Source organism: Varibaculum cambriense DSM 15806, from assembly GCF_000420065.1.
In the GTDB taxonomy this organism is placed as follows: Bacteria; Actinomycetota; Actinomycetes; order Actinomycetales; family Actinomycetaceae; genus Varibaculum; species Varibaculum cambriense.
This window is the reverse complement of record NZ_ATUF01000007.1, coordinates 1-23,565: the sequence shown is the minus strand read 5'-3', so window position 1 is coordinate 23,565 and position 23,565 is coordinate 1. Positions and strand designations below refer to the sequence as shown.

The window sequence follows — 23,565 nt, the reverse complement described above, 5'->3', positions numbered from 1 at the left end:
TCTTGCGTCTCCCCTAGCACGAAGAAGATTTCTCCTAGAAGATTGAGGGGAAACAGAGGAAAGGAACAGTTATGAAGACCTTGGAACTATTGCAGAATCGGCGCTCCCGTTATCAGTTGGATCGGAAGATTTCCCTAAGCCACCAGGAACTGCTTGATCTGATTGATGAGGTAACTGCGCAGGTTCCGGATGCTTTCAATATGCAGTCGCAGCGGCTCTTGGTAGTTACCGGCGAGAATCAGGACGCCCTCTGGAACCGGGTTTTTGAGGTTTTCGAGGGGAAGGTTCCGCGGGAAAAGGTTGATTCTTTCCGGGCTGGTTACGGCACTATTCTCTACTTCTATGACCAGGAAGTCACCGAAGAAATGGCGGGCAAGTTCACCACCTATGCCGACAAGTTCCCGCATTGGGCAGCGCAATCCCTGGCGATGCTGCAATTTTCGCTGTGGGTAGCTCTTCGCGAGGCAGGAATCGGCGCTTCCCTGCAGCACTACAATCCGGTGATTGACCACGCGGTTAAGCAAATGTTTGACCTGCCCGAAACCTGGGTGCTAGATGCACAGATGCCGTTTGGCCTGGCCAGCGACACCCCCTCCCCCAAGCAGTTGCAAGACATTCGCCAGCGGGTATTTCAGCGCTAGCGGGATAACCCAAGGTTCGTAACCAGAATTTCAGTATTGGAATCTCGGCGGCGCCTTCACCCTCTTCGTTGATAGGGTGGCGAAGATGAAGAAAACGAGTGCGCGCGGGCTGGAAATACTGTTAGCTCTGGTAATGATGGCGCGGGGCACCTCGTTTATTTTCAGCAAACTGCTGCTAGAAACCATGAGCACCTTCAACGTTCTAGCGCTACGGTTTGGGATCGCTTTCCTGGTACTGGCAGCGCTATTTGCCCGCCGCCTCTATCGCGCCAGCCGGAAAGTGTGGATAGCGGGATTCCTGATTGGATTCCTATATTTCCTGGTGATGTCGCTAGAGCTGACCGCCTTGACCATGGCAGATACTGGGCCAGTAGCGCTCACCGAACACACCAGCATCGTGATGGTACCCCTCGCCACTGCCGCTTTGGCGCGGATGCGTCCTAACCCCGTTATGTTGTTATCGGCTTTCCTGGCGGTTACCGGGGTGGGGATGCTGACGCTGCCCGGTGGGAACCTTTCTACCGGGCGCTTAATCGCCCTGCTGGGAGCCGTCTGTTACGCAGTAACCATCATCGTTACCGATCGAGTAACCCATAGCCCCGAGGAAGGGTTCACGGTCGGCATTATTCAGCTAGGTACGCTCGCACTTCTAGCCGCTATCGCCAGTGTTTTCGTGGAATCCCCGCGTTTGCCCTCGTCCCTCGCGCAATGGGGAATGTTGACAGTGCTAGTAGTGGTGTGCACAGTTTTTGGTTTCACTTTCCAACCGGTTGCGCAAGCGCGGGTATCGGCAGAAATGACCGGACTACTATCAGCTTTAAATCCGGCGGTAGCAGCGATAATCGGAGCCGTCGTGCTACATGAAGACTTCGGTTGGCTAGGAACGCTTGCAGTTGCGTTAATCCTAGTCGCGATTACCCTCCCCAGTTGGCTGCGGATCCTCACCCCTAAAGCCGGAAAGGTTTCACCGCAGTAACGGCTACGCAAACCCAGCCTTGTCCTCTCTAAAGCCGCGTAAGCAGCGGTAATTCTCAGCTAACTTTAGGCAGCTCAGCTTAGCGGTAGCGGCGGCGCAGGATAATGGCCCCGCCCAGCGCGACCCCGAGGGCGCAAATCCCCAACAGTGAAGCAGCGCCGCTGCCGGTATGGACTATTTTCTCCGGCACCGGCGGGGTGGTGGGTGGGGTCGCTGGAGGCGTGGGCGGAATCAAAGTATTGGTGAAGAACACCAGGTTGACCCCATCGTTCTGCTCGGCTTGAGCAACTTGGCTGACTTTAAACCTGCCCGTAAGTTCTGCCGGTAAAGTCTCTGTCACCTTATAGATAAGCGCCACTCGCTCTTCCGGTTTCTTCTCCACATCTGCTGGCGTATATTTAGGGAGCTTCTCGAGGGAAAATTGGAAATCTTTACCCTCACCCTGCTGGAAACTACCGGGGCGAAGGTACTTTCGTACCGGCTCGGTCGCTATTTTGTTTTTTCCTTGCCAAGTTTCCAACTGGAAGTTATCGATATAGTCCCGCATATCGAGATCTTTGAGCAGGTCGTCCCCGCCCTCCCAGTGTTTCTTGACCAGTAAATCCAGGTAGGGGACAATCTCGGTTTCCGAATCCGGAATCCGGTTAAATAGGGGCTGCTCCCCCACCTTTTTCAACTTCACCTGGAACTTAATCGTGAGGTTCCGCTCCGCGGGGAACTTAATCGCCTTACTAAAATCGAACTCTGCTACCTGGGGCTTGGCGTGATCTAGCAGCTTGATTTCCCGGCTGGTCGGGTCGAAGCTCGCCTCAAAGTCGGTGGCAACCGCTTCACCCTCCATTACTTTTAGGGAACCGGGAACCAGTTCCAGGCGTTCATCGAGATTATCTACTACCGTGACCGTATTCTTAAAGCCCATGTCCACATACTTGCCGCACTTAACCACCAGGCGGTGATCTCCGGGTACCTTAGCGTTAATCCGGTAGTCGATCAGGTCTCCCTTACTGGCATAGGCTTTCTTACCGTCCTCACCGATCGGATACTTAGCTTGGTCAATCACTTTAGCAAAACTCGGTTTTTGCGGTACCAGCAATAGCAGCGGGGTCTTGTAACCAATCAAAGCCCGCGAGCGGGCATCATCTTTAAAGCGGTCATCGGTACCTCCATAGGGATTAGCCCATATCTCTTCCTCACTGCCTGAGCGGAGCATCTTCATAGTTAGGCGCCCATTTTCTGCCAGGCGAACTCCGTACTGTAGGGACAGATCGTAGTCTTTCTTAAACGCTGGCGAGGCGTCCTCAATCCGAACCGTATAGTCCCCCGGGGTTACTGCCTTAAATAGGCTTGCCGGAAAATCGTAGGCGGTTTTGGTGGCGGTAGATGTTGCGACCAGCATTCCTTGCTGGTCATAAAGCCCCAAGGTAAACCCGGCTTTCGCGTGTTCAGTTGCAAAAGAGTCATACTTGACGGGATCGATATTAGAAGTGAGGATGTAAACTTGTTTTCCCAGGGTAACCGTCAAGGTGTTGGTCGCCGAATCAAATTTTTGCTCCGCAATCCCGTAATACATATAGGATTTCGGCAGGCTAGGCAAAGATAGTTTCGCCCCCTCGGGGACTCCACTGGCGCTGATATCAAAAGAATAATCTCCGCTGGCAGTAGGAAGAGAAAGCTGTTTTTCTACCTGGGGATCCGCTTTGTCCCCGATATTAAACTTCCAGGTGTCACTTTCCGCCAGCACCTCCAGCGGGCGCTTAATAGTGACGTGATAGGTCTGGTCCACCAGCTTTACTTGCTTTAGAACCAGCTCGAATCCGCCATCTTTGGCCAGCACCTTTTGCACCGAATAAGGCGTTTTCTGCCCGCCGTCCTGCAAGGTTACGGTCGGCAAATCTACCTGTGTTGCCGGAACTAGAGAGTTAGGGGCAAACTTACCGTTATCGTCATAAGCAGCCGTTTTCAGGAAACCGTGACCAGAAGAATCTTTTGTGACCGTAACAGTCTCATTTTTCTGGCTAGCCGTATTGTATAGCGGGAGTTTAAAGGATCCGGCGGCACCCGGAATAGCTGCCCCCGTTTCATCGCTCATCGTTACCGGGTAGCGCTTAGAAACTTTTTCTTTGAAAGTCATCCGCATTTGCGGGGTGCCATCACTGGCGGCCTCGACCTTGACTTTTACCGACTCCCCTACCTGCGAGAAACCTTTCTTTACCGAAAAAGTTATTTGCTTGCCGATCGGGTAACCTTCAGCCTCGAGGCCGAACTCAATCTCGCATTTTCGCAACCCATTTTCTAGGGTTTTCTCCGAGGTGACGTCGGCAGTTTCAATCTCGTATGAGTCAGCAAACCAGCCGGTACCTTCTTGGATTTCTAGGTCGGTGCAGTTAGCCCGGGTATAGATAGTGGCATAGAGGGCGGCGCCATTTTCCTCCTCATCACCTGCAGCCTGCGCTAAGGGCGCTAAAAATGCCATCCCCAGGATCAGGGCGACGATAACGCCGATCAGACACAGATTCGCGGCTTTTCTGTTCATATTCCCCACTTGCGGTAGCAGTATTTTGACCGGTTTCCAGAATATCGCGCTGGGGATATTGAAAATAATGCGACGTAAAACATCACAACTATGTTTGCCTGGAAGGCAAGAACAAACCCACCAGAAAAGAGCTGCAATATAAATAGTTAATATTACCCATTTGACAGGGGAAAACGGCCAAATATGTTCGGCGAGAATCGCGCACTTGCAGGAGCGGGCAATGCTGCGTAGGATGCAGTTCGTGTCCAAAACGCAGCGGCATTATTTTAACTATGCGGCAGTGATATTATCCGGGTTCCTTATCGCCCTGCTGATAGGAACCTGCCTACTAATGCTGCCGGTATCAACGGTGCATGTCGGGGGCCTGCCGCTACTTCCGGCCTTATTTACCGCCACCTCTGCCCTCTGCGTTACCGGCTTAACGATTGTTGACACCGCCACCTATTGGACAGATTTCGGCAAAGTCGTGATTTTACTATTAATACAGGTAGGCGGCTTTGGGGTGATGAGTTTTGCGGCGGTGCTCGCCCAAGCAGTAATCCGCCGAGAAAGCCATGGAGCCAAACTGGCTTCAGCGGCCGAGCGGCGCAGCGTCACCGGCAGGTTGGGCGTATTGTTGCGCCGGGTACTGGGTACGTCCCTTTTGATTGAGTTCCTTACCGCTATTCCCCTGACGATTCGCTTCCTGTCTCTAGGGTATTCGCTGCCGCGCGCCCTCTGGCATGGAGTATTTCACGCAGTTTCGGCCTTTAATAATGCCGGCTTCGCCCTCTATTCGGACAATATGTCTTCCTTTGTGGGTGATTGGGGGGTGTGCCTCCCCATAATGGTGGCGATCATTTTCGGAGGTTTAGGTTTCCCCGTCCTCTTCCAACTTCGTACCAGCCTATTCAAGCCTTACCGCTGGTCATTGCATACTCGGATGATGATAGCTGGCACCGGTGGCCTGCTGATATTTTCTTCCCTACTGGTTACAGCTTTCGAGTGGCATAACCCGAAAACTTTGGGCAAACTACCCACCCTAGACGCGATCCTGGCTGGAATCTTTCAAGCAGTTCAAACCCGCACCACCGGCTTCAACTCGATAGATATTGGGCAAATGCACGAATCTACCCTGTTTGCGATGGACACTTTTATGTTTATCGGGGCTGGACCGGCCGGAACGGCCGGGGGTATCAAAATCACCACCATGTTTGCCCTCTTGGCGATTGTCGCTGCGGTTATCCGCGGTCGCAACCAAGCAGTATTGTTTGGAAAAAGCATTTCTTCCGAGGTGGTGCATCAAGCAGTCGCGGTGGTGGTGTTGGCATTCATCTTGGTGGTTAGCTCCACCATTTCGATCATGTTCTTAACCCCCTTCACCTTGTCGCAAACCCTATTTGAAGTGTTCTCCGCTTTTGGTACCGTAGGTCTATCTACGGGAATAACACCGCTCCTTAACAATCCTTCGCAGTTAATACTTATAGCTTTAATGATTATTGGGCGGTTAGGTCCGATTACGGTTGCTACCGCACTCGCTTTCGCACCTAGCGCCTCTAAGATTTCCTTCCCCACAGAAAGGCCGATCATTGGTTAATTTCTCTAAACCTACATATGCGGTTCTGGGCTTAGGACGCTTTGGTAGCGCCGTCGCCCGCGAGCTCATGTCCGACTATGCCGTGGTTATCGGTATCGATTTAAACGAGACGGTAGTGAACCGCAATAACGGCATCTTGAGCCAAGTGGCGCAAACGGATGCCACCGATATTGCCTCCATTACTGAACTCGGTGTCGCTGATTGCGATGGCGTAGTAGTCGGGATTGGCGGCCCCCACGTAGAGGCCTCTATCCTCACCTGCTCCCTGCTCACCGATATGGGGGTTAAGAACCTGTGGGCAAAGTCCTCGGGCACTGCCCACGGGCGCATTTTGGAACAGATTGGGGTCCCCCATATCGTTTACCCCGAGGTAGCGATGGGGCGCAGGGTTGCTCACTTGGTACGCGGGGTAAACCTGGACTACGTAGAACTGTCTTCCGGCACCGCGATGGTTAGAACTATTCTTCCCAAGTCCGCGGCCGGGCCTCTCGATGAGGTTGACCTTTGGAATCGGCACGGGGTAAAGATCGTGGCGGTACTGCGAGAAAACCAGTGGCAACCGGTACTCGGGGCAGTAGAATTTTCCGAGGGCGACCAAGTACAGATTTACGGCGGCGCGAAACAGGTAGAAAAGTTTGCCCGCCTCGCCCCCCGACCCTAGCTGCGCTACCCTAGCGCGGCCACTAGTGATAACCGGGCTAACTTCCTCCGCAGACCCTATAGACCCTATTGCAGTGGCGATAACCGAAGTAGTGGTGCGGTTTATGATTCGCGGGGACTGTTGGTGCTGTGAGGTTTTGAGTAAAACAAGCTGCCAATCTTGTTAGCTGTCACTGCTATCAATGAATAAGCGCCCCCGTAGATCTGTGCAGATTCGTTGAAAAAGATCAGCATGGGCACCATGAAAAACAGTATCGGCATCACTATCCATAAAACTGTGAAGCCCTCCGTGATTCCGTCCCAGGCGGCTAACGTCACGGTGATTAGCGGAAACACTATGAACAGCATCAAGATAAACAGCATCATGCCTGAATCAGGGGCGCTGAATACTCCGATGGCGGCTCTAGTAAGAGCAGGATGTAAAAGATAGCACGCGAAAAGCCCGCCAAGTCGTGCCCAAGTGCCGCGTCTTTTCCACCTTTGCATGCACTCATTTTTTCATGTCCAGAAGGGGAAAACCATGGGGCTTGGAAACTGGCTACGTCCCAAACCAAGCGACGTTAAAAACCATCAGATGAACTCGTCCTATCCGTTTATATTTGAGCCGACTTCTTCTGGGCTTCCGGTTACCGAACGTAGCGCGACGCAGAGGACGCTCATCTATCGCGTAATCCTGCAGGGGATTTTGGGATCTCAAATCTACTACGAGTGCTGCGGTAAAGTAGAAGGTGCAGAAGGTGGGAACAAGGTCTCCCATCATGTCTTAGAGGGTGTCTAGCGGACGCAAGCGCTGCTAGGCTCTCTTCTTATTTCTTTTCCGGTCGAGGGGCCATTACCGCGCTAACCCGGGAGATACCGTCAGTCAATCTTCCACCACGAGGTTGATAGAAGCAACAAGATCGGGGTTAATACCCAAAGTGGCAGGTTAATCCCAACAGGAGCCATAGCTACCCGCTGGAATTAACCCGCCTAGAGAAAATCCACCCGTCGCTAGTGCAAAACCAGGAGACCAATTAAGCGTTAAACGCCTGCTCTATGCGCTCGTGCGCGGCCCAGATCTGCTCAGGTAGATTCTTGAACTGTGCAAGGTGTTCGCGGCGGTAGCCCATCTCCTTCTTCCACAGATCGGTGTCGATGGAAAGAAGCTTATCCAGATCGGCGTCGTCACCTTCAAAGCCATCCAGATTCAACTCTTCCTTCTTCGGCAAAATACCTACCGGTGTTTGCACGCCCTCAGCGCGCCCTTCCTTAACATCTAGCAGCCAAAGCAGCGCTCGCAGGTTGTCGCGGTAGCCAGGCCAGCGGAAGTGTCCGTCTTCCGGATCGCGCTGGAACCAGTTCACGTGCGCAAAAATGGGCTGTTCCTTCGCGGAGCCAATTAATTTCAACCAGTGGGTCGCGTAGTCCCCTTCGGGGTAGGACATGAAGGGGCGCATCGACATCGGATCGTAACGCAGCACGCCCTCCTTGCCTTCAGCCGCGAAAGTGGCTTGGGCGCCCAGGGTCAAACCGTCGTATACGCCCTCGGCTAGGTCGGTGATTGCCCGGATAAGCGGCTCCCGGTCCTTTACTCGCCCGCCAAAGATGATGGCGTCAATTGGCACCCCTTGCGGTTCTTCGTAATCGGGAGCCACGTTGGGCACGTTAGCCAAAGATGTGGTGAAGCGGGAATTGGGATGCGCCCACTCGTCGCCCTTGGCCTCGCAGCGCTGTCGATCGGCCGGGCGGTCGGAAATCTTTTCGCCCTTCCAATCCCGCCAGCCAGTAACGTCTTCGGGGTAGTCCGGGGTCTTACCTTCCCACCACAGCTCTTGGGTTTCGGGGTTGTAAGCGACGTTGGTGAAGAGCGTCTTAGAGCCTTCTTTGATGGCGTCCATGGCGGTGGGATTAGACTTCCAGTTGGTGTCCTTTGCCACGCCGAACGCGCCGTATTCGGGGTTCATGCCGTAAATCTTGCCGTCTTCGCCAACGTGCAGCCACACGATGTCATCGCCGTAGAAGTAAACTTCGTAGCGGTCACCCAAGGCGTCCGGAGCTAGCATCATAGCGAGGTTGGTTTTACCGGAAGCTGAGGGGAAACCACCGCACACGTAGTAGGTGTGATCCTTGAGCTTATCCTTAATCCCGATCAGCATGAACTGTTCGGAAAGGAATTCCCCGGAGGCCCAGCCGTCGTAAGAAGCTTGGCGCAGACCGTGGGCGATCTTTCCGAGCAGCGCGTTGCCGCCGTAGGAGGAACCGAAGTGCAAAATTGTGCGTTCGTCGGCTACCGTGGCAAACAGGCGCTTATCCTTATCGGTGCCCTGCCCCAAGTTCTTCAGGTCGCCGGTCACGTGCACTGCGCGCACGAATTCTGCCGGATTTTCCAAATTGTTTAAGTGTTCTACGCCAACCCGGGCCATGCGGATCATGTGAAGAACCACGGTGAGGTTGTCGGTAAGTTCCACCCCGCGAGCCCACTTTTCTAGCGGCGATTTCGGCGGTGCCATCAGGTAGGGCACCACGTACATTGTTTTACTCCGGGAGGCGCCCTTCATGCTTTCCAACTGCCGGGCAGTTACTTCCGTGGCGTCGTGCCAGTTGTTGTAAATTCCGGCTTCTTGCGGATTGTGGGTGGCGACGACGGTGCGTTCCTCGCTGCGCGCCGTGTCCTTGTAGTAGGAGCGGGAGTAGTAGAGTCCATCACCCGCAGGTGCGATTTCACCGGTGGCTAGGCCTTCGGCGATGAGTCGGTCGTCATCCTTTGCGGAAATGACTTCGATGGCAGCGGGTTCGGTAATTCCGGCCCAATGCGCTACATACTCAGCTACTGCGGGATTTTCCAGCCCGGCATCGCTGAGGATCTTGGCAATGTTATCCATATTTATTACTCCTAAAATTTCGTGTAGTAGAACATTAAATTTAGGATACCCGAAACTTTTGAAGCAAACCCGGATTTAAGTCCTGCCTGGAATAAATAGGAACAAAACCTGGGACGCTGCAGTATGGGCTAGTAAATCTGCTAATAGGCGAGCCATCTGTGGGCTAGTTACTCCCTTACCTCCCCTCCCCCTGCCTATGTGTCAGCTAGATTACCCGGACGCTACTTGACTAAGCAGGGGGCACCCACGCTACCCTTTTGTTAGGCAAGGCTTACCTAATTAAATATTGAGAAGGGACTTATCGCATGAAAACACGCGACTTCATCAACATTGGCGTTTTCACCGCAATTTATTTTGTGCTAGTTTTCGGCACTGGGATGCTAGGCATTATTAATCCGGCAATGATGTTTGTGGGCTATGCCTTAGGCCTTATCGCCAACGGCGCCGTAGTCATGCTATTTAAGTCGCGGGTGCCAAAGATTGGCGCCCTGGCATTAATGGGACTACTAGTCGGGATTTTAATGGTAATTACCGGGCACCCCTGGATTGTTGCCCTGCTTACACCTTTGCTGGGACTAGCCGCCGACTTCCTCTTCGCTAAAAAATCAGCGGTTTTTCGGGTCCTAGGATACGCCGTCATGTCCATTTGGTACGTGCTGCCCTGGTTCCCGGTATTCATTGACGCTCAGGGCTACTACAAATATATTGCTGACTCTATGGGGACCGCCTATGCAGATTCATTACGCTGGTTCTTGTCACCATGGATGATTGTGGCCTGGGGCGTGGGAGTTTTCATTCTCGGGCTTATCGGCGGAGTCTTCGGGAATTCTCTAATGGCGCGGCACTTCCGTAAAGCTGGCATCGCAAAGTAATGAGCCTTCAATGCCAAACTAGCACCCCCGGATCAGCAGCAAGCTATCACCAGGATCAGGTCACCAGCGCTGAAATCTTAGCAGCTAACCAACGGCATTCCCGGCCAGATCCGCGCACCGTAATACTGGTTATATTCGTATTAAATGCCCTGGTAATGTCGCGACTACCCATAGTGATCACTTTCCTGGTAGCCGGTATTGCGCTCTTGGCTTTACTATTGTCACGCTGCTATTCATGGGCGCTAGGTTTTCTCGCCGTGGAAGGAACCTGGGTCGCTTGCATCTATCTTTTCCCCAGAATCTGGCCAAGCGCCCTCACCGCGTTCCTAATGGTTTTAGGCTACTGGATGATAAGGATTTGCACTGTTGGCGGTCTGGCAGGTTACGCGATTAAAACTATCGTACCCGGAGAACTCGTAGCCGGTCTTCGCAGCTTACGCATACCGATAGCTGTAACCGTTCCCCTGGTAGTGCTATTACGATTCATACCGACAGTATTTCGGGAATACCGTGCAGTAAGAGAAGCAATGTCCCTGCGGGGATTACAAATGGGATGGCGCGCCCTCTTACATCCCCTCCATTTTCTAGAAATGGTTTTAGTTCCCTTACTGGCATCCTGCGCCCGAACCGCTGATGAAATGACCGCCGCCGGCATGGTGCGCGGTTTAGGGTCCACTATTTGCCCAAGCACTTTGAAACAGCTTCGATTCAACCGACTGGATGCCCTCTGGATACTGACGCTAATCGCCCTGATTGCTCTCATCCCCTACTCAGACCATCTAGCTATACTCTCGGGCGGATTCAAATGAGCACCTTAATCGACAATGTCTCCTTCGATTACCAGTTCAACCCGGACGAAGAAACCTCATCAGCTCACGTTAGCGCAGTCAGCGATATCAATCTCGATTTCCCTACAGGATCCTGTACCTTAATCACCGGTCCTTCCGGAGCAGGCAAGTCGACCCTCTTAAAACTTCTGAACGGTTTAATACCCGAACTTTATAAGGGTAATCTCAGCGGACGCACTACCCTTGCTGGTCTCGATACCGTGCAAACAGATATCCAAGAATTAGGGCGTACCGCCGGGACAGTTTTTCAAAATCCCCGTTCCCAGTTTTTTACGGCAAATGTACTAGAAGAGTTAGCATTCGCGAGCGAAAATGCCGGAGATACTCCCAAAACAACTGCTAACCGGATCGCGGAAGCTGTAAACGCCTGGGGCATTCAGCGTCTGCTAGGCAACGAGTTACGTAAGCTTTCCGGAGGTGAATTGCAGCTGGTTGCTTGCGCAGCAGCAGTTGCCGGACCGCAGCAAATCCTGCTTTTAGACGAGCCCACCTCTAATCTTTCCCCTGAAGCAATCTCCGCATTCAGCGAAGTCTTACAAAGATTAAAAATCGCGGGCTGGACCCTGGTAGTAGCCGAGCACCGCGTTTACCCTCTAAAGGGTCTCGCAGATCAAGTCGCGATCATGGATAAAGGACGAATCCAGCATTTGTATACTGCGGATAAGTTTTTTAGTTTGTCTTCTAAACAGCGTAAAGAGTTAGGGTTGCGTACCCTGGAAAAACCGGAAATGTGCGTTAACACCACTCCTGATCAGCAGGCGGACGGTATCACCGCAAAAAATTTAAGGTTCAGTTACGGCAAACACCGCGTCCTCAATATTCCTTCCCTATGTTTACCGAAGGGAAAAGTAGTTGCGCTAGTCGGCCCGAACGGAGCAGGCAAAACTACTCTTGCGCGTACCCTCATCGGGTTAGCTCACCCGGAAGGAGGCAGCGTTATTAGTTTTAGCGGCAAATCCTGCCGAGCGGCAGACAGACAAAAACGCAGCGTGCTAGTAATGCAAGATGTAAACCGGCAACTATTTGCTGAAACGGTAGCGGCAGAGGTCGTACTAGGAAATGACAATCTTAGTAAAGAGCAGGTGCAGGCGCTTCTAGGCGATCTGGGGTTGCAAGGATTATCTGAACGGCACCCAATGACTCTTTCCGGAGGACAAAAACAACGTCTCGTTATTGCCAACGCCCTGGCGAGCCAGGCAGAGCTTTACGTATTCGATGAACCCACCTCGGGGGTTGATTACCAGCACCTACTATCGATCAGTTCTCAGATTCGCTCACTAGCCGCAAAGGACAAAGCGATCCTGATTATTAGTCACGACTTGGAGTTCATCAATGAAGTTGCCGATTACCAGCTATTGCTTCAGCCCCTCGATAACGAAATAAACGTGCAACTTACCGCGCCTGACCAAGAGAAACAATGAAAGAGGATGCCAAGTGACTGATCACCAAGTTAGCGAACCAGGAAAAGATACAGCGGAAAATATCAAGCTGCGCAGCAAACAAGGTAGGGCTGCATTACGAGAACTATTAGCTCCCGTGCAAATGGCGCTGCGAGTCGGTCAAGTGATGGCGGTTATATCCGCTATTTTGCGAGTTTTTCCTTTCGTTGCTTTAGTGGGGATCGGCAACGAACTCCTGACTTCACTAGGTAATGGCGTATCGCCCAACCAAAGCGTCATTATGTTCTGGGTAAAGGTGTTAATCGGAACATTTTGTGGAGGTCTATTCGCCTATTTTGTGGGCTTGCTGGTTACCCATATTGCCGATAATCGCCTATCGGCAAGTATTCAGCAAAAAATTATTCATTTTCTGGGGCAAGCTCCTTTAACTTGGTTTAGCGATAACACTTCCGGCCATGTGCGTAAAGTACTGCAAGACGATGTAAAGAATCTACATGTGCTGGTAGCACACCGCCCCGTGGATTCACTGATCGCTACCCTAGTGCCCATATTTTGCGCGGGTTATACCTTCACTATTGATTTAAGACTCGGACTTTTAGTAATTGTTACGGTGCCGATTTACATCATTGCCTACGCAGTGATGATGCGAGGAATGAGCGATAAATCCTTAGAACTTGATGCAAAACTTGATCAGGTTTCCTCCGCAATGGTGGAATTCGTAAAAGGCATCCAGGTGGTTAAAACTTTTGGGATCACCGGAAAAGCACACCGCAAGTATGCCCACAGCGCCAATGAAGCCTGTGACTATATGGAGGAATGGAATCGGCCAATGGTGCATGCGGCTTCCCTGACCGCCGCCCTCACCTCTACCCCATTGGTAGTTCTCTTATTTGGGATTGTCGGCCCCTGGTTCGTCTCCAAACATTGGGTTAGTCCGGTAGAAGTAGTTGCCGGTTGTTTAATTGCCATCGCGCTGCCCTCCTCAATTAACCTGATAACCCAGCTTGCTTGGAATTACCAGTTAGCAGGTGCCGCGGCCAAAAGGATTCTTGATCTTCTTGGGGTAAAGCCCCTCTCCTGCCCGGATCAGTCACTGCATTTACCCCAAGACGCAAGCATCGAATTTAAAAATGTATCGCTCAGCTATGGCCATACGCTAGCTTTGGATAATGTTTCCTTACGTTGTGCGCCCGGTACCGTAACCGCTCTCATGGGGCCATCAGGAGCCGGGAAAACCACCCTAGCCAAATTGGCCGCCCGCTTCCTGGATCCCGATACGGGAACAGTACTAATCGGTGGAGTCAACCTTAAAGAACTTAGTAGAAGCGACCTCTACCATCATCTCGGGTTCGTCTTGCAAGATGCGCAGCTCTTGCGGGCTTCCATTCGCGACAACATCTCTATCGGGCGACACGATGCAGATAAAGCCGAGATTATTAACGCTGCTCGCCAGGCACAGATTCATGACGAAATCATGGCACTACCTAAAGGATATGACACCGTCGTCGGGGAAGATCTGAAGCTATCGGGAGGGCAAGCTCAGCGGATTGCCATCGCCAGAACCTTACTATTGGATGCGCCGATACTCATATTGGATGAGGCAGCAGCCATGGTAGATCCGGAATGTGAAGCACAAATCCAAAAAGCTATTAACCATCTGATGGCCGGACGTACTGTTCTGGTTATTGATCACCGCCCAGATTCAGTCAAGAACGTCGATCAAATCGTCCTCCTTGATAAAGGAGAGCTGGTGGCCTGCGGTAATCACCAGAAGCTACAAAATATAGAACTCTACCGCCGCCTGTGGTCGGCATCTAATGTTGAGTTTACGGAAGGAGGACGAAACTGAAATGGCTAAGTCAACGGGAGCTATCGACATAATTCGAACAAATTTCCGCCTCAGCGCCAACTCTCAAAATCACAGCAGGAGTATCAGCTGGGCAGCTCGGATCATCAGCGGTATTGCGCAGGGGGTAGGCTTACTTGCGCTGATTCAGCTCGCAAATACCTGGGCTAGCAGGCAGGAAGAAACCGCCAATAACGCTAACCTCTGGATCTTAACCCTGCTCGTCACGGCGATTATCGGAGCGATCAGTATCTACATACGAGATCGGTTCTCCTACGAAGGCGCGTTTTCGGTGATGCGTTCTGTCCATCGCCGCGTCGGGGATCAGTTGGCAAAACTGCCCCTGGGATGGTTCTCCACTGATACTACCGGGCGTTTGTCCCGTCTAGGGGCAGCTACTGTCAATGAGCTCGGAAACCTGAGTGCCCATTTGCTCACGGAACTGTCTGCCGCAACCGTCACTTTGCTGACGCTGCTTGCTGGTCTGCTCTGGTGGTATCCCATCCTGGGCTCAATTTTTGCGTTGTGCCTAATTTGTTACCTGGTCTTGATGTGGGCACTAACCTACCTCGACAGTGCCGCCAGCGCCTACGCGGCACCGGCGGCTACTGAACTAGCTGATCGGATTGTAGAATTTTCTACCTGCCAAGCCATGCTCCGTGCATGTGATCAGACGACTTACCCCCAAATGGCCACGGCTTTAGCAGAAAATCGTCGCAGATCCGCTCGCCGACTATGGGTAGAATGCATCGGAAATTTCCTCGGCGGTATTGCCTCGCAAACAATTTGCGTTGTAATGATTATTTCCAGCGTTCATCTTGCTTTTACCGGAAATTTTGCTCCCTTGGCAGTGGTGGCGGTTATTGGGATAAGCCTAGAAATTACTCATTACCTTTCCACGATTTCTGATTGTCGAACAGGACTACTGGCGGTTGGCCCGACAATGGCGACTATTAACGAAGTATTGGATGCACGCCCTCTGCCCGAGCCAGAAACCTCGCTACCCCAACCACTACCCCACCAAGTTGCGCTTCGAGAGGTTGATTTTGCTTACGGGAATGATAAGCAGGTACTAAACAAAGTCAGTTTCACCGTCGCTCCCCACACTATGACCGCACTTGTAGGCCCTTCGGGCGCAGGTAAAACCACTATTGCCCGCTTGATTTGCCGATTTTGGGACGTAAACTCGGGTGCAGTACTCGTTGGAGGTCGAGATGTCAGAGAACTAACGACCGAAGATTTAATGAGCCAGATTTCAATGGTTTTCCAAGATGTTTATCTTTTCGATGACACTTTGGAAGCAAATATCCGTATCGGTAACTCCAATGCGAGCAAAGAGGCTCTACTACATGCAGCAGAACTAGCAGGTGTCAACGATATTGTTAGCCGACTTCCCGATGGTTGGGATACAAACGTTGGTGAAGGTGGCTGCGCATTATCAGGAGGGGAACGCCAACGAGTTTCGATTGCTCGCGCTATTTTAAAAAATGCTCCGATCGTGCTCTTCGATGAAGCTACCAGCGCTCTGGATGCCGAGAATGAAGCAAATCTGCTGCGCTCTTTCGAAGTATTACGTCGCCAATCCACCATGTTGGTAATCGCGCATAAACTCCACACGATTACTCGGGCTGACCAGATTGTGGTTCTAAACAATCAGGGGCAAGTGGCTCAGGTTGGTACCCACAATGAACTTGTAAATTGCGAGGGGATTTACCGAGATTTTTGGGATGAGCGTCAGGCGGCCTCTGGATGGAAAATATCCGCACAATAGTTCGGAATAGGTAGGTAGCATACCCGGAATTATTTGCAAGTATTTTCTGGTTAGAGGTCGTTGCAATGGCTATTACTTCAATATTTAAGGAAAAAGTCTAGAGATTAATGCCAATTATTTTTATAGTGATTCGGCATTGATGAATTCACTGAAGGATTTGGGGGAAATCATGAGGTATACATCTAATTTTAGGGAAACTACTATTTCTCGTCTCCTGTTTATTACGGGCACTATTTCTGCTGCCGCCAGCCTATTCTTAACTTCTTTAGGAGTTGCAGTAGCCCATGCAGCAGATACCGAAACGACCAGTGTAGGAGATAACCTCACTGCCTCCTGGGATCCGACAGCCAAGACCCTGACCGTCAGCGGGCATGGCCAGCTAGATCGAGACAAATGGATGTCTAAAACTCCGGCTATCTACAATGAGCCCAATAGTAGATTCTGCGGAACTGTTAAAGATGCAAACGGCAACGCCAAGCCAGCCGAACCGCAGCCAATGGAAATAAAATTTATTCCTGATCCGGGCACCACCATAGATTTCCCACAAGATTCCAGCTTCCTTTTTTCCCACTGTGACAAGGCCAGCATCGACTTTCCGGATACTGGTATTAATACCGGCAAAGTCACCACGATGAGCCATATGTTCTATAAGGCGACGCTGGCGAACCCGAATACCTCTAACTGGGATACCAGCAAGGTGACCAGTATGAGCGGCATGTTCGGCGCCACCAAAGCAGCTAATCCCGATACTTCAAAGTGGGATACCAGCATGGTCACCACTACAAACGGAATGTTCCATACGGCTGCGGTTGCCAACCCGAATACCTCTAACTGGAACACCGAAAATGTCACCAACATGAGCGCCATGTTCTATAAAGCGCCAGCCGCAAACCCCGATACTGCAAAGTGGAATACCAGCAAGGTCACCAATATGAGTGTAATGTTCGGCGCTACGGAAGCAGCTAATCCAGATACTGCAAAGTGGGATACCAGCCAAGTCACCAGAATGAATGGAATGTTCCAGGGTGCGAAAGTAGCTAATCCGGATGTATCAAACTGGAATACCAGCCAAGTCACTGATATGCATGGCATGTTTAACGGAGCAATTGCCGCGAGTCCGAACACCTCTAACTGGAACATCGAACGGGTTACTGATCTGAGCGGTATGTTCCAGAATGCGAAAGTGGCTAATCCAGATGTATCAAACTGGAATACCAGCCAAGTCACCAGAATGAATGGAATGTTCCAGGGTGCGAAAGTAGCTAATCCAGATGTATCAAACTGGAATACCAGCCAAGTCACCGACTTGAGCGACATGTTCAACGGAGCTACTGCTGCCACCCCAGATGTCGCCAAATGGGATACCAGCCAAGTCACCAAGATGGAAAGTGTTTTTGCTGCGGCCACTGCCGCGAAACCAGATGTGTCAAAGTGGAAGACCAACAAAGTTACCAATATGCACAATATGTTTGCCGGAGCCAGCAGCATAGAAAATTTGGACGTATCTGGCTGGGATATTAGCCAGGTTGAGGAAGAGACCGTCGCAGACGTTTTCGCTACTGAGGGGCGCACGAGTGTACGGATCAAAGGCGCTGCTTTAAAGCGTAATATTTCTAGCTGGTTTAAGTTTATAGCCGGCCCTTACCATATTCGTAATGTTGACAATGGCACGGTGTTAAACGCTACCCCGGGTGATGGGCAAACAGTTTCTGCCATGTTGGATTCGGTTAAAGACAAAATTGCGGATAAGGCCACCTACCTAATTCGCCCTAATGAAATAGTAAAAGTAACGGCAACTCCGACACAGGTTTGGCAAGGCGAACCACTGCCAGTCTTTGATTACCAGGTGGATACGGCTCATAGCAAAGATCTACTAACCGGTACCCTAAGCGCTGATTATGGGGCAGAGACCCCGGCGGGACAGGTTGCGATTAAGCAAGGAACTTTAAAACTTAAAGACGCAGTAACCGGAGCATATTCACTAGAATTTACCGCAGGAATTCTCAATGTTAATGCTCGCCCAGAGCAACCGGAAGCTAAAGTTGATACTTCTAATTGGGCTGATAACAATCACCCGGGGGCTAAAAATTGTGCCGATCGAAAGGTATCCCAAAGTAGGACCATCACCACTACCCCTCATAAATGGGATAGCAATAAACATGAATGGGTTTTAGATACTGCAAACGCGAAGGAAAAAACTGAGAGTCAATCGCGGAATATGACCGACCAAGAAATCCGCATATGCGCTGATAACCAACCTGGAAACCAGCTTTCCGTTAAGCCCACAGAGCATTCTGGTAAGCACCCCACTGTGCAGCCAGTCCCTATAATTGCTCCAGTGAAGAAAACTGAGCCTACTCAGGTAACCCAGATCTCCACTTTGCCTCAGACCGGGAGTTTGGTTGGCCAAATCGCACTTCTAGCTTGCTTGCTAGGGGCCGCCGGCAGCATTGTTTGCCGCTTGCGCCGCAACACCCGCTAGTGGATCAGTTTATGATTCGCGGGGTTTGTTGAGGCGTTGGGGCGGCCAAGGAAAAATCCGATTAACGCGGGCAGCGTATTGGATGTATTCATCCCCGAATTCATTTTCAAGCCAGCGTTCTTCAGTGTGTTTCACCAAAACAGTCAACGCGACCCAATAAATCAACGGGAGGGTTAGTAGCCACCAGTTCACTTGTATGAGCAGCAGACCGCAGTTTAATAGCAGGAAGGAAGAATATACGGGATGCCTAACCCAAGCGTATATCCCGCTAGTCATAAGCTGACCAGTTTTAACGCTTTCGACCATGTGAGAGCCAAAAACAGCTGAAACCCACACGATTACCGCAACTACCATCACCACCAGACCCGCCGCAATCATGAGGTTATGCACCCAACTATTTCCGATAGTTCCGTTTGCGATCCAGCCTAAAAAATGGACAAGACTCGCTGCAATCGTAACGGTAAAAATACCCGAAACATATATCGGACCTACACCTAACACAGGCAAATGCGAAGCTCCGATTTTAGTCATACAGCTATTTTCGCACCAGCCTAACCCGCTCCAGCAATGGCAGAAGTAGCTAACACTATGGCAGCTGCGGCAGAAGGAGAAGTAAAAGCAATATCCCGGGTGACCACGCCCCGCTTATTTTCTATGCGGATTAACCCATCACTAACTAGCTTTTGGTGACGACTAGCGATAGCCGTATAGGAGTTAACCGTTGCCTGGCTTCTGGCTTTGCTGGTTTCCCAATTCGCAACCACTATTAATCCCTTGAGGAGGAAAAACTCGCCATCGATAAGCTGCATCGAGGCATCTATCCCATCTTTTTGTCTATGTAGATGGAAAACAGGAGCTGAAGCTATCTGAGCGTTATCTGGTTGCACAGTATTTTCTGGGGAACGCAAAACATTGACTCCCAGGATTGGCAAAATCAGCTTCACATTATCTAAGAACGACTCGGCTGATGCTCGTTGCGCTTCAGAAAGCTTCCTAACCCGAGGGGTTTGCTTGTTATCAGGCATAGAACAGCGCTCAGTATTCTTAGCGATTTCAACCAGACGGGCTTCTAAATAACCCCAATGTCCCTCGTTAAAAGATCGTTGCAAGCTAGCAATAATAACTTTTGGATATTAACCCGACCTTTTCCCACTGCAGTTTCGTTTTTTGTCATGATCGCCTAAACGCTCTACAAAGTTTTCTGTCTTGCCTATATAGCACCACGTGTTCTCAATAGCTTCAGGGTCATTCCCAAGAGGAATATACACACCATTACAAGCGATTGAGCTGAATGACCCCGTGTTTGCATGGGGTTTTTGAGACGTTTGAGTTTGTTTGAATCTCGTAGCGACTAGACATCATAGTTCTGCTGAAGTCAACACCGCTTTAGCAGGGATTTTTATGGTTTTTGCTTCTAATCATAAAGAGATTATTCGCGGAACTGGGGATGGTAAAAACTCAGCAAAATTGCCGCAGCTATCAGGACTGTGCAACATGTCATTGGTAGCCACGGAGAGAGTCCGTAAAGTGCGGTGGAGGCTATCGGTGCCACTACATAGGCTGCACCATTGTTAGCATTAATCAACCCGGCCAGCCCACCTTGCTCTTCGGGCTTCATTTGCAAAGTAGGCGCCGTGTTGTAGCCAGGCATCGCCAGGCCTAGACCAAAGCCTGTCAAGATACTGGCCACGATGAACAGTCCAAGATTTAGTGGATAAACCAAGAGTAGTAACCCGAGAAGAACGATTATTAATCCTCTTCTAAAGAGTTTTTTAGCACCCCAGTTTAACCTTGGAGCCACCAAGGCCTGCGCCAGTATCATCACCACCCCCATTATTGACATGCACAAAGCGGTGAGCCCTGCTGTTGCGCCGGCCGCTAGCTTCAAAACATCCTGCAGTAAAAAGCCGAAAAGTGTAGCCACGGTAGAAAAAGCAGTAAACATTAGGAAACCGCAAGCCAGGAACACGAATACTCTTGAATCAAAATAGGAAACTTTTGCCGGTTGAGCGACTTTTTCTTCGCCACCTGTGGGTTTGAATGTTAGCAGCAAAACGGCAACGCCAAAAAGCATGACCAGAGGCATCACCAGCAAGGGCGTCATGAAACCTCCTATAGCTGCAAGGCTGCCGCCCAATAAGGCTCCAAGAATAGAAGAGAATCCTTGTGCAGCGCCCAAGACTCCCAGACCTTTTACCCGTTGCGTCTCATTGTAGGTATGAGTCACAACGTAGGTTTGCGCGGCTGGGGAAACTGATGCGATGGCACCGCCGTACAGCACGCCCCTAGTTATAACTACTCCTATGATCAACGCTATGCCGGTGAGCAGACCCTTAAATCCTAGCCACACCACCATAGCGAATCCGCTTAGAGCCAGGATTCCGGCAAGCATGCCAATAAGCAAGATACGCCGAGATCCCCATCGCAATGAGACCCGTCCCCACCTGGTGGAGGTAAGAGAAAACATTATGGCTGCTAACGAAATGGTGGCGCCAATGTGCCATTCCTTCAGCCCGATTTCGCGCGATAGCGGAGCCAGAATTGGATTAAGAATCATTTGCCCCATATATGCCAGTAACACCGTCAAAAACAGGGGAAACAGTCCCGTTATTCTTGATTCGACTTTCTGGTTTCGTTCATTAGTGGCGCACATTAAAACATCCTTTCCAAAGTGAGCAGCCAATCAAGCTGAAACAATACTAGAACAATGTTCTAGTATTGTCGAGGTTGAGGGTATGCTGTTTTCGTGGGAAATAAAGACAAGCGGGTAAACACGGGTAGACGCGCCTGGCTGACGCAGGAAAAGATCATGCACACCGCAATGGAACTGACCCGAGAGTGCGGTCTAGAAAAATGGTCGATTCGTGACCTTGCGCAGCGTCTGGGAGTAGTTCCCTCTGTCATCTACCACCATTACCAAAACCGTGACGCCATTACCGCTTCTGTAATAGGCGAGATCACTAGCACCATCGAGCTGCCGGACGAGCAGCTGGAATGGAAAGATTGGTTCATCTCCCTAGCAAAAAAAGTCAGGCCCGTCTTTCTTGAATTCCCCGGAGTCACCGACAAACTGATGTATGGACATATGAACGCCGCGTTTATACCAATCTTGGAGGTGGCTTACGAAAAACTACGGGATGCTGGTTTTAGCCAGTACATTCACATCGCATACTCAATTATCATCAACACGATGCTGTGGAGCATTACTGCTCGCAACTTGCGCAGTCCAACCAAGCAGGAACAGCGCCACGACCTAGGCCAAATGATTACCCAACTTCAGCCCCTAGCTGCCTGCTCCACAACGCTGGCTGACATCATCCAGGGCTACTTAATTCCGCTAGCCAACCCGAAAAACGAAGACCGCATGAGCCAGGAATACTTTGAAATCATCATAGAAGTCGTACTCGCCGGTTTAGAGATAGCGATCTTGCCTCGCGAAAACGCCTAACGAACCCGTGAACAAGAGAAATCATCAATACGCATAAAATATTGCCCAAAATCGCAAGGCATCCAGCTAAGAGCAGAGCCTTTCAGCCTCTCCCTCTATTTCCTGCGATTTTCCAATAAATACAAGAAGATCCACTATATCCAGAGCTTCCCAAACAACTAGTACGACTACATCAAATCCGGCACCGCCAATGAACTAGCTATCGCTATTCACAGTACACAGGCTTCTCCCAGGAATCCGCAGCCTATATTGAAGACTGAGCCCACCCTATTACGTATGGACGAAGAGGAAACCTCCGTCTCGACTTCTGGCTTACCTCTTCGACGAACATCAACGTGAAGAAAGAAGCCGATGAAGCGTACTGGGTTTTGTTCCGCTTTTTATACGGGGGTCAGCTCGCTGACCCGAGTTTAATTATACCTATCGATGATGTCGGCTGGAGTGCGGTATCCGAGCGCTTCGTGTAGGCGCTCATTGTTCCACCAGTGAACCCAGTTCATGGTGGCGAACTCGACCTCGGTCAAACAAGCCCATGATTGTGAATAGATCAGCTCGCTCTTATATAGGCCGTTGACCGCTTCGGCTAGCGCGTTATCGTAGGAATCACCCACCCTCCCCGTGGAGGGCTTGATCCCGTAATAAGCCAGTTTCTCGTTATAGGCAATACTCGTGTACTGCGAGCCATGATCTAAGTGATGCGTAAGATTCACGAGAGTTTGTTTCGCTGCCTGGATGACTTGCTCGAGCGCCTCCAGCGGTAGAGCCTCGGTTTTCATTGAGGATCGCGTCGCCCAGCCTAGGATCTTTCGGCTATAAACATCGGTTACGAACGCTGTATACACGAACCCGGATAGGGTTCGAACATACGTGATATCAGCAACCCACAGTTTGTTGTGCCTACTGGCCGTGAACTGCCGATTCACCAAATCCGGGCGAGAATCTGGTACTTGAGCGGGTCTGGTTGTTATTGCTGTGCGTCCCCGGCGAACACCAGCAATCCCAGCGATTTTCATGAGTCGAGCGACCTGGTCACGACCAATATCCCAGCCCGCGCGCCTGGCTGCGTGCCACATCTTGCGAATACCATAGACGCCAAAATTGTGTGCGTGAATCTCGCCTAGTTCTTCAGCAAGAATGCGATCACGAATGCTTCTGGCGCTTGCTGGTCTACTCTTCGCTAGCCGGTAGCCGCAAGAGGTAATAAACCCTCCTTCCAGACTTACACCCAGTACCCGGCAAATCGGCTCGACCCCGAAACGACCCCTATATTCGTCAATATCGGCAATCATCATCGGGCCGGTCGGTCGAGATCCGCTGCGAAAAAAGCCGAAGCAGTTTTCAAAATCTCATTCGCCCGGCGCAGCTCCGCATTCTCGCGTTTGAGCCGTTTGACCTCCTCGCATTCTTCACGGGTCCATCCCCTGCCGCTCACCCGTGTTCACAAGATGCCGCTCATACCAGCGGCGCAGTGACTCGTTTGCGATCCCCAGCTTTGGAGCGATCTCACGGACTGCCTGCCACTGCGAACACGAACGATCAGCAGCCTACCGATCAGAAAGCAACCGCACCGCACGATCCTTAAACTCCTGAGAATACCTCTTAGACATATCCCTAATCCTCTCAAAAACGAGTAGGAACAAAACCCAGGACA

The 23,565-nt window shown here is 51.1% G+C and carries 17 protein-coding genes and 1 pseudogene; 11 read left to right on the top strand and 7 right to left on the bottom strand.

The window, feature by feature from the left end:
• The first annotated feature begins 71 nt into the window (after positions 1–71).
• Both F605_RS0108465 and F605_RS0108460 read left to right on the top strand, forming a co-directional pair.
• Positions 72–641, top strand: coding sequence for a nitroreductase family protein (locus F605_RS0108465; protein ID WP_022865445.1), 570 nt, complete (start codon positions 72–74; stop codon positions 639–641).
• Positions 642–726: 85 nt separating this feature from the next.
• Positions 727–1,617, top strand: coding sequence for a DMT family transporter (locus F605_RS0108460; RefSeq protein ID WP_022865444.1), 891 nt, complete (start codon positions 727–729; stop codon positions 1,615–1,617).
• 79 nt (positions 1,618–1,696) lie between these two features.
• Here F605_RS0108460 and F605_RS0108455 read toward each other — a convergent pair whose 3' ends face one another.
• Positions 1,697–4,150, bottom strand: a complete 2,454-nt coding sequence (locus F605_RS0108455; protein ID WP_022865443.1) for a hypothetical protein — start codon at positions 4,148–4,150, stop codon at positions 1,697–1,699.
• A 241-nt stretch (positions 4,151–4,391) separates the two neighbouring features.
• Here F605_RS0108455 and F605_RS0108450 point away from each other — a divergent pair, with 241 nt between their 5' ends.
• Together F605_RS0108450 and F605_RS10630 are read left to right on the top strand one after the other, a co-directional pair.
• Entirely contained in the window at positions 4,392–5,726 is a 1,335-nt protein-coding gene (locus tag F605_RS0108450) for a TrkH family potassium uptake protein (RefSeq protein ID WP_027723728.1), read from the top strand.
• On the top strand, positions 5,719–6,387 hold the full coding sequence (locus F605_RS10630; RefSeq protein ID WP_022865441.1) for a potassium channel family protein: 669 nt from the start codon (positions 5,719–5,721) through the stop codon (positions 6,385–6,387). The genes F605_RS0108450 and F605_RS10630 overlap by 8 nt, the downstream gene beginning before the upstream one ends.
• 101 nt (positions 6,388–6,488) lie before the next feature.
• Here the strand turns inward: F605_RS10630 and F605_RS0108440 are convergent, their stop codons facing one another.
• A complete protein-coding gene (locus tag F605_RS0108440; protein ID WP_022865440.1) occupies positions 6,489–6,872 on the bottom strand; it encodes a hypothetical protein in 384 nt (127 codons plus the stop codon).
• Between the two features lie 527 nt (positions 6,873–7,399).
• Positions 7,400–9,247 carry a phosphoenolpyruvate carboxykinase (GTP) gene (locus F605_RS0108430; protein WP_022865438.1) on the bottom strand — a complete coding sequence of 616 codons (1,848 nt, stop codon included), beginning with the start codon at positions 9,245–9,247 and terminating at the stop codon, positions 7,400–7,402.
• 305 nt (positions 9,248–9,552) lie between these two features.
• Between F605_RS0108430 and F605_RS0108425 the strand changes: the two genes are divergently transcribed.
• The 6 genes from F605_RS0108425 (at position 9,553) to F605_RS11150 (ending at position 18,466) form a co-directional block, all read left to right on the top strand.
• Positions 9,553–10,119 (top strand): MptD family putative ECF transporter S component, encoded by a 567-nt coding sequence (locus F605_RS0108425; protein ID WP_022865437.1) that lies wholly within the window; start codon positions 9,553–9,555, stop codon positions 10,117–10,119.
• On the top strand, positions 10,119–10,928 hold the full coding sequence (locus tag F605_RS10620; protein ID WP_022865436.1) for an energy-coupling factor transporter transmembrane component T: 810 nt from the start codon (positions 10,119–10,121) through the stop codon (positions 10,926–10,928). Before F605_RS0108425 ends, F605_RS10620 begins: the two co-directional genes overlap by 1 nt.
• Entirely contained in the window at positions 10,925–12,388 is a 1,464-nt protein-coding gene (locus F605_RS0108415) for an ABC transporter ATP-binding protein (RefSeq protein ID WP_022865435.1), read from the top strand. The genes F605_RS10620 and F605_RS0108415 overlap by 4 nt, the downstream gene beginning before the upstream one ends.
• A gap of 13 nt (positions 12,389–12,401) precedes the next feature.
• The gene (locus F605_RS0108410) at positions 12,402–14,216 is read left to right on the top strand and encodes an ABC transporter ATP-binding protein (RefSeq protein ID WP_022865434.1); all 1,815 of its coding nucleotides are present in this window, start codon (positions 12,402–12,404) and stop codon (positions 14,214–14,216) included.
• A 1-nt stretch (position 14,217) separates the two neighbouring features.
• Positions 14,218–15,984, top strand: a complete 1,767-nt coding sequence (locus tag F605_RS0108405) for an ABC transporter ATP-binding protein (protein ID WP_244865202.1) — start codon at positions 14,218–14,220, stop codon at positions 15,982–15,984.
• Positions 15,985–16,153: 169 nt separating this feature from the next.
• A complete protein-coding gene (locus tag F605_RS11150; protein WP_022865432.1) occupies positions 16,154–18,466 on the top strand; it encodes a BspA family leucine-rich repeat surface protein in 2,313 nt (770 codons plus the stop codon).
• Between the two features lie 9 nt (positions 18,467–18,475).
• Here F605_RS11150 and F605_RS0108395 read toward each other — a convergent pair whose 3' ends face one another.
• From F605_RS0108395 to F605_RS0108385, 3 genes are all read right to left on the bottom strand, one after another.
• Complete coding sequence (locus tag F605_RS0108395; RefSeq protein ID WP_022865431.1) at positions 18,476–18,997, bottom strand: methyltransferase family protein; 522 nt, start codon at positions 18,995–18,997, stop codon at positions 18,476–18,478.
• Positions 18,998–19,017: 20 nt separating this feature from the next.
• Positions 19,018–19,491, bottom strand: a complete 474-nt coding sequence (locus F605_RS10610) for a DUF4357 domain-containing protein (RefSeq protein WP_156005362.1) — start codon at positions 19,489–19,491, stop codon at positions 19,018–19,020.
• Between the two features lie 404 nt (positions 19,492–19,895).
• The gene (locus F605_RS0108385) at positions 19,896–21,119 is read right to left on the bottom strand and encodes an MFS transporter (RefSeq protein WP_022865430.1); all 1,224 of its coding nucleotides are present in this window, start codon (positions 21,117–21,119) and stop codon (positions 19,896–19,898) included.
• A gap of 93 nt (positions 21,120–21,212) precedes the next feature.
• On the opposite strand from F605_RS0108385, the gene F605_RS0108380 reads away from it, so the two are divergent.
• A complete protein-coding gene (locus F605_RS0108380; RefSeq protein ID WP_022865429.1) occupies positions 21,213–21,914 on the top strand; it encodes a TetR/AcrR family transcriptional regulator in 702 nt (233 codons plus the stop codon).
• Positions 21,915–22,324: 410 nt separating this feature from the next.
• Here the strand turns inward: F605_RS0108380 and F605_RS0108375 are convergent.
• Positions 22,325–23,521, bottom strand: a pseudogene (locus F605_RS0108375) (IS3 family transposase).
• Positions 23,522–23,565: the final 44 nt, after the last annotated feature.

What these genes read in the sequence shown, in the direction of transcription:
- F605_RS0108465 (WP_022865445.1), top strand. Translation starts at nt 72, where the DNA reads ATGAAGACCTTGGAACTATTGCAGAATCGGCGCTCCCGTTATCAGTTG.
- F605_RS0108460 (WP_022865444.1), top strand. Translation starts at nt 727, where the DNA reads ATGAAGAAAACGAGTGCGCGCGGGCTGGAAATACTGTTAGCTCTGGTA.
- F605_RS0108455 (WP_022865443.1), bottom strand. Translation starts at nt 4,150, where the DNA reads ATGAACAGAAAAGCCGCGAATCTGTGTCTGATCGGCGTTATCGTCGCC.
- F605_RS0108440 (WP_022865440.1), bottom strand. Translation starts at nt 6,872, where the DNA reads ATGCAAAGGTGGAAAAGACGCGGCACTTGGGCACGACTTGGCGGGCTT.
- F605_RS0108430 (WP_022865438.1), bottom strand. Translation starts at nt 9,247, where the DNA reads ATGGATAACATTGCCAAGATCCTCAGCGATGCCGGGCTGGAAAATCCC.
- F605_RS0108425 (WP_022865437.1), top strand. Translation starts at nt 9,553, where the DNA reads ATGAAAACACGCGACTTCATCAACATTGGCGTTTTCACCGCAATTTAT.
- F605_RS10620 (WP_022865436.1), top strand. Translation starts at nt 10,119, where the DNA reads ATGAGCCTTCAATGCCAAACTAGCACCCCCGGATCAGCAGCAAGCTAT.
- F605_RS0108415 (WP_022865435.1), top strand. Translation starts at nt 10,925, where the DNA reads ATGAGCACCTTAATCGACAATGTCTCCTTCGATTACCAGTTCAACCCG.
- F605_RS0108405 (WP_244865202.1), top strand. Translation starts at nt 14,218, where the DNA reads ATGGCTAAGTCAACGGGAGCTATCGACATAATTCGAACAAATTTCCGC.
- F605_RS11150 (WP_022865432.1), top strand. Translation starts at nt 16,154, where the DNA reads ATGAGGTATACATCTAATTTTAGGGAAACTACTATTTCTCGTCTCCTG.
- F605_RS0108395 (WP_022865431.1), bottom strand. Translation starts at nt 18,997, where the DNA reads ATGACTAAAATCGGAGCTTCGCATTTGCCTGTGTTAGGTGTAGGTCCG.
- F605_RS10610 (WP_156005362.1), bottom strand. Translation starts at nt 19,491, where the DNA reads ATGCCTGATAACAAGCAAACCCCTCGGGTTAGGAAGCTTTCTGAAGCG.
- F605_RS0108385 (WP_022865430.1), bottom strand. Translation starts at nt 21,119, where the DNA reads ATGTGCGCCACTAATGAACGAAACCAGAAAGTCGAATCAAGAATAACG.